This is a genomic window from Heliomarina sp. (assembly GCF_052826185.1).
This window is the reverse complement of the sequence record NZ_JBRBUI010000010.1, coordinates 1-6,205: the sequence shown is the minus strand read 5'-3', so window position 1 is coordinate 6,205 and position 6,205 is coordinate 1. Positions and strand designations below refer to the sequence as shown.

Here is a 6,205-nt window from a genome sequence, read left to right as displayed (position 1 = left end):
TGCATGATCTCGATGTCGCTGCGCGCGCTCTTCATGATGCAGAGGGCAAGACCCCGGCCTTCGACCGCGTGCTCAAGGCCAAGGCCAACTTGTCGCGCATGTGGTACGCGGACTGACTGAAAAGAATCGGGCAGCCGTGTCTGGTCGGTCTGGGCACGGCTCTGAGTTCGCGCGCATCTTTGGCGACGAAGTCATCTTGTGCAGACTGGGATCCCATCTTCCAGTCCCGGAAAATCGCCGCAGGTTCCGATCTCCGTTGCTGAACGCTAAAAGCTGACTTGTCGCGGCTGGCCTCTGGGCGATACGACGGGCGACAAACATTGGCGCAGACAAGGGACGTATTGAATGTTCGAAATCTCCGGTGTCGGGATCATTGAAGAGGTTGCCGGTTGGGTTCGTATTTGTGCTCTATCGTATTGCGCCGCTCTGCCGGGTGTCGAATTCGCTTGAACCTATAGCAGCTAGAGGAACTATGTTGCACAAAGGTTGGAAAGACCGACTACCTGCGCCTCTCGAAGCCGCGTAACGCGAACGCCTCTCGTTCAAAAGGAATACCGCATGTTTTTTCATCGGCCCGCGTGTGACGGATCAGCCAGTTAATCTGATCGCATGGCGACAGGTGCAAGTCAGGACCCGCCGATATTGGATGAGACGGAGATGTAGAAAGATTGTGTATGCTGCACATTGCAGGACATCAACCTCCCCAGACCACTTTGCCATCGCCGTCCCAAAGGTGGCTCATTCTATCTGTCTCAATCGTAGTCGCTCTTACCGCAACGTCGCTTCGCGCCCACACCGACGGCGCACCTCTAGAGCCCCATGACTTCTGGACAACCTGGTCTCTACCGCCTTCCGTCATTTTGCCTTTAGCAAGTGTCGTGGCATTGTACTCACGGGGCGTTCTTCTTGCATGGACGAAGGCCGGCCTAGGCCGCGGCGTCCGAACTTGGCAGACGGGTTCGTTCTGCATAGGCATACTGGCCCTGATTGCAGCCTTAGTGTGGCCTCTCGATGCGTTGGGCGAAAGTCTCTTCGCTGCTCACATGGGCCAGCACATCGTCTTGATGGGGCTGGCAGCGCCATTCCTTGTGCTGGGCCATCCTGTTCCGACTATGATGCGCACGTTGCCAAGGACATGGCAAAGGGGGCTCGCGTCACTCGCCTCATCTGAGGCCTGGCGAACGGGATGGAACTGGCTCACCGCAACCAGCATCGCATCCCTTCAGCAACTGGTCGTGTTTATCTTATGGCACGCGCCACCAGCGATTGCCGTTTCCCTGGAAAACGACCTCGTGCATTCGATCATGCACGGCTCGATCTTTGCTTCTGCATTAGTCTTCTGGACAGCGATAACACGCAAGCACAGTAGCGGACCGGGCGCCGGCGTTCTGGGACTGCTGATTACCTTTAAGTTCTCACTGATCACCGGAGCCTTGCTCGCTTTCGCTCCAGAAGCGTTCTATACGAGCTACGGTATCCGCTCCATGGCTTGGGGCTTGTCGCCGCTCGAAGACCAGCAGCTGGCCGGACTGCTGATGATGACGGTCGGTTCCATGATGTACGTCGTGGCGACAGTCATTCTAGTGGGCGTCTGGCTGGGGGTATCGGAAAAAACCGGAATGACGCCAAACGGATTCGGCTCGAAGGCCACGCGCAAGGGTCCCACTTGATGAAGAAATTTCGAACGAGCAGAACATTTCCAGCGATCTTCGCACTTTCCGCTTGCGAAGGTCCTCAATCTGCGTTCGACGCGGCCGGTGCTGAGGCTGCGCGGGTTCTCACACTTTTTTGGGTAATGCTTATTGGCGCCGTGGCGATCTGGGTTGTTGTTGTCGCCATCGGTTACTACGTTACGAAGACGCACCCCGGACAACACAGCGAAAAAGCCGGCCTACGGCTCATCATCTGGGGAGGATGCGTCTTTCCGACCGTCGTGCTGGCGATGCTGCTGTTCTGGGGGCTCAGGATGATGCCTGATCTGCGCCCCCCGGTGACGGCCCTACCATCGCCGTCTCGGGTGAACGATTCTGGTGGCGCGTCGCCTACGGCGTCGAGGGCGAACCCGGCGTGGTGCGCAACCTCCCGATAGGCGGGGTCCCTAGCGCCAACGAGATCTGGATCCCGCTGGGGAAACGTACGGAAATTCTCCTCGGCAGCCCGGACGTTATCCATTCGTTTTGGGTGCCGCCGCTTGCGGGCAAGATGGACGCGATACCCGGACGGGTGAATCGGCTCATCCTCGAACCGACAGAAGTCGGCGTCTTCAACGGTGCTTGTGCGGAGTTCTGTGGTACGGCTCACGCGCAAATGGGTTTTCGTGTGGTCGTGGTGCCTGAAACCGAATTCACGGAGTATGTGAGGGCGCAGGCCCAGCCTGCAGCAGTGCCCGAGAGCGAGGGCCTCGATCTATTCATTCGGAACGGATGTGCAGCCTGCCATGCGATCCGGGGCACACCGCCCGACGGGGTAGTAGGGCCCGACCTTACGCACCTCGCCAGCCGACGTACGATTGGAGCTGGCATTGTTCCAACCACTGTCGAGAATATCGCCGACTTCGTTGCCTCGCCGGACCATTTCAAGCCAGGCATCGAGATGCCGGCCTTTGGCATGCTGCCGAAAGACGAGATCGCTCAAATTGCTGCTTGGCTAGGGAGTCTGGAATGACCGAACGCGAGAACACCGCAGCAGATGGACCGGATCAGGAGGACGAGGAGGTTCGTCGCGGCCAGGAGGAGCGGCTCCGCAAGGTCTGGGCTGCACCAAAAGGTTGGCGCTACTGGTCGGCGGTGAACAACACTGAGGTCGGTATCTGGTACACGGCTGCGGCATTCGGGTTCATGTTATTCGCTGGAGTATTGGCGCTGACAATGCGGGTGCAGCTCGCGGTGCCAGAGAACGACTTTCTCACGGCAACCTTCTACAATCAGGTTTATACCCTTCACGGCACGGTGATGATGTTTCTTTTCGCCGTTCCGATCTTCGAGGCAGTGGCCATAATTCTGCTTCCTGAAATGCTTGGCGCTCGTGATTTGCCCTTTCCTCGCCTGTCGGCATTCGGATTCTGGTGTTTCATGATCGGCGGCGTGTTCGTCGCAGGATCCATTTTCTTCGATGCCGCGCCGAACGCAGGCTGGTTCATGTACCCGCCACTCACTACGGACGAGCGGTACACGCCGGGCTATGGCCCGGACATCTGGCTGCTGGGTCTGTCGTTCATCGAGATTGCCTCGCTTGCCGCGGCGGTTGAATTGATCGTGGGAACGCTGAAATGCCGCCCGCCCGGCATGCGGCTAAACCTGATGCCGCTCTACGCCTGGTACGTACTCGTCGTTGCCGGTATGATCCTCTTCGCTTTCCCGCCACTGATCGCAGGTGACATCCTTTTTGAGCTCGAGCGGATGTTCGATTGGCCATTCTTCGACCCTAGCCGCGGCGGCGATCCAGTCCTCTGGCAGCACCTGTTTTGGATCTTCGGCCATCCGGAGGTCTACATTGTCTTTCTCCCGGCAATCGCGCTGGTTGCGATGATCGTGCCGACCTTCGCCCAGCGTCCAATCCTCGGCTATTCGTGGATCGTGCTCGCGGCCGTGGGCACCGGTTTCATCTCCTTCGGGCTCTGGGTGCACCACATGTACACCACGGGCCTCCCTGCGATCTCGCTCGGTTTCTTCTCAGCCGCCTCAGAGGCAGTTGCGATTCCGACCGGTGTGCAGATTTTTGTGTTTTTGGCAACGCTCCTGACCGGCCGCGTGATCTTTTCCGTTCCGATGCTCTTTGTCGCGGGAGCGCTCGCCACCTTTGTCATCGGTGGGTTGACTGGCGTCATGGTGGCGTTGGCGCCTTTTGATTGGCAGGCCCACGACACCTACTTCGTGGTTGCTCACCTGCACTATGTGCTGATCGGGGGGATGCTGTTCCCCTTGATGGCCGGAGTTTACTATTACTGGCCGATCATCGGCGCGCGGAAGCTATCGGATCGGCTGGGCCGGATCGCGTTCTGGCTGATGTTCGTGGGCTTCAATGTCGCATTCTTGCCGATGCACTGGGCTGGACTAATGGGAATGCCACGCCGCGTCTGGACCTACCCGGAGGCACTTGGCGTTGGCATATCAAATCTGGTCTCCTCGGTCGGCGCCTTCGTGTTCGCCTCCGGTGTGTTGGTGATCGTCTGGGACGTGATTCGGCCCCGCAGCAGGGAGCCATACGCCAAGCGAAATCCGTGGACCGCCGGCACGCTGGAGTGGCTGGCAAGAATGCCCTCAGAGAGTTGGGGTGTGCGCTCGGTGCCGATAATCTCTTCTCGCTATCCCCTCTGGGAACAGCCGAACTTCGTCGACGATGTCGACAAGGGCCGGTTCTACCTGCCCGACGCCGAGGAGATGAAGCGCGAGACTTTGGTCACAACAGTTCTCGACGGCAAACCATTGCATTGCCTACGCGTACCTGGCCCCAGCTTCATGCCGATGATCGCAGCCATCATGACCGGCGCAGTGTTCATCTTCGCCACGTTCCACTGGTGGACCCTCACCATTACCGCGATGGTCCTGTCCATCGCGTCTATTATTATTTGGCTCTGGCGCGGCACCGCCCAGATTCCTGAGAAAGCCGAAAAGGATGTCGGCCTCGGCCTGAAACTGCCACTCTACAAGTCGGGTCCGGATTCGATTGGCTGGTGGGCGATGTTTATCACCATGACGGGCGACGCCACGGCCTTCGTCGGCCTGATCTTCGGATACTTCTACTTCTTCACTATCCATGCCGATTTTCCACCACCGACAGCGGTCGGACCTGGTGTGTTCTGGCCAAGCATCGCACTCCTGCTGTTCGCGAGCGCTTGGACGGCAGCCCTCTTCGCACGGATATTGAACCGCGCTGGACGGGTCGGACCGGCACGTGGCCTAATGGCTGCCGGCAGCGTGGCCTCGCTCGCTGCCAGCGCGACACTGCTTTGGGGACCGTTCACCAACGGCCTCGACCCGTCCGCCCACGTCTATCCGGCGACTGTTTGGGTGTTAGCAATCTGGACAGCCGTCCACGGTGGGGTGGGCGGCCTGATGCTCGGCTACTGCTTGGCTCGTTCCTATGCCGACCGGATGACCCCCGAATACGATATCGATATCTCGAACGTGGCGCTATATTGGCATTTTGCCGGAGGTACCGCTCTGGTCACTGTGGCGACGCTCGCGTATTTTCCGATGTTGATGTGAGATCGGCCATGCAGATATTTGGCAGAACAAAGGACAATCTTTGGACACTGATCGCAGCACCAGTGATTTGGGGAATTCACTTTCTCTTCAGCTACTTTCTCGCAGCCTTTCGGTGTGCCCCAAATGCCGATATTTTCGAATCGATCGGAAGCACACGCGTTGCTATCGGTTTCGTGACGCTCGTCTCGCTTTGCCTGATTGCACTCGTAATTCGCCGCGCATGGCACGAATGGCTAACCGGAGGCGGGGGTTTCCGGAATGACCAAGACACGCCGGAAGGGCGTGAAAGCTTTCTCGAATTCTCCACGCTGCTTTTGGCCGGACTTTCATTCGCTGCGGTAGTCTTCGAAACCATGCCCATTCTGGTCATTGGAGACTGTAGATGAACTGCAGACCTTATCGCTCATTATCGCACAGTTGGGATGCAGCTTCATGCGGCTAAAGCTCGTTCTGACCTGGAAATGGATGGCCGGAATCGTTGGCCTCGGCATCGCGGGGGCGCTCCTGATCAGTTGGTCGGGACTGGTTTCGATCGCCGCCTCATCCGGCCACTGGAGCGTGACGCGCTGGTTTCTCGGCTGGACAATGGAGAATGCGGTCGAGAGCCAGTCGTTGCTTGTCTCAAAGCCGGAGGGTCTCGACCTCGATGACCCCACATTGGTTCTTCGCTCGGCCGCCCACTATGCGACGGCCTGCTCCATATGTCACGGCGCCCCAGGTGTCCCGCAATCTCCAGTAGTTCAGGCGATGACTCCGAGCCCGCCTCGTCTCGAGGAAAAAGTCTCTGAATGGAGCGACGAGGAGTTGTTCTGGATCGTCAAGTACGGGATAAAGTATTCGGGCATGCCTGCTTGGCCAACGCAAGATCGCGACGATGAGGTCTGGGCACAGGTCGCCTTCTTGCGGGCACTTCCCGGCATGACGCTAGGCCAGTACGCCGAGTTGGCCTTGCGCGGTGAGCCGACGGGCATTGATTTCGCGCAAGGCGCCGAATCCGC

General features: G+C 58.7%; 5 protein-coding genes. All 5 read left to right on the top strand.

What is annotated here, in order from left to right; genetic code table 11:
- Positions 1-674 precede the first annotated feature (674 nt).
- Complete coding sequence (locus ACU0FH_RS01660; protein WP_067263753.1) at positions 675-1,670, top strand: cytochrome c oxidase assembly protein; 996 nt, start codon at positions 675-677, stop codon at positions 1,668-1,670.
- Between the two features lie 397 nt (positions 1,671-2,067).
- Complete coding sequence (locus ACU0FH_RS01655; RefSeq protein ID WP_248646527.1) at positions 2,068-2,664, top strand: c-type cytochrome; 597 nt, start codon at positions 2,068-2,070, stop codon at positions 2,662-2,664.
- Positions 2,661-5,207 carry a cytochrome c oxidase subunit I gene (gene ctaD / locus ACU0FH_RS01650; RefSeq protein WP_093743702.1) on the top strand — a complete coding sequence of 849 codons (2,547 nt, stop codon included), beginning with the start codon at positions 2,661-2,663 and terminating at the stop codon, positions 5,205-5,207. The genes ACU0FH_RS01655 and ctaD overlap by 4 nt, the downstream gene beginning before the upstream one ends.
- Positions 5,208-5,215: 8 nt before the next feature.
- Complete coding sequence (locus tag ACU0FH_RS01645) at positions 5,216-5,593, top strand: hypothetical protein (RefSeq protein WP_136720527.1); 378 nt, start codon at positions 5,216-5,218, stop codon at positions 5,591-5,593.
- Positions 5,594-5,639: 46 nt separating this feature from the next.
- The coding region (locus tag ACU0FH_RS01640; RefSeq protein ID WP_446193070.1) for a c-type cytochrome at positions 5,640-6,205 on the top strand (566 nt) is incomplete at its 3' end.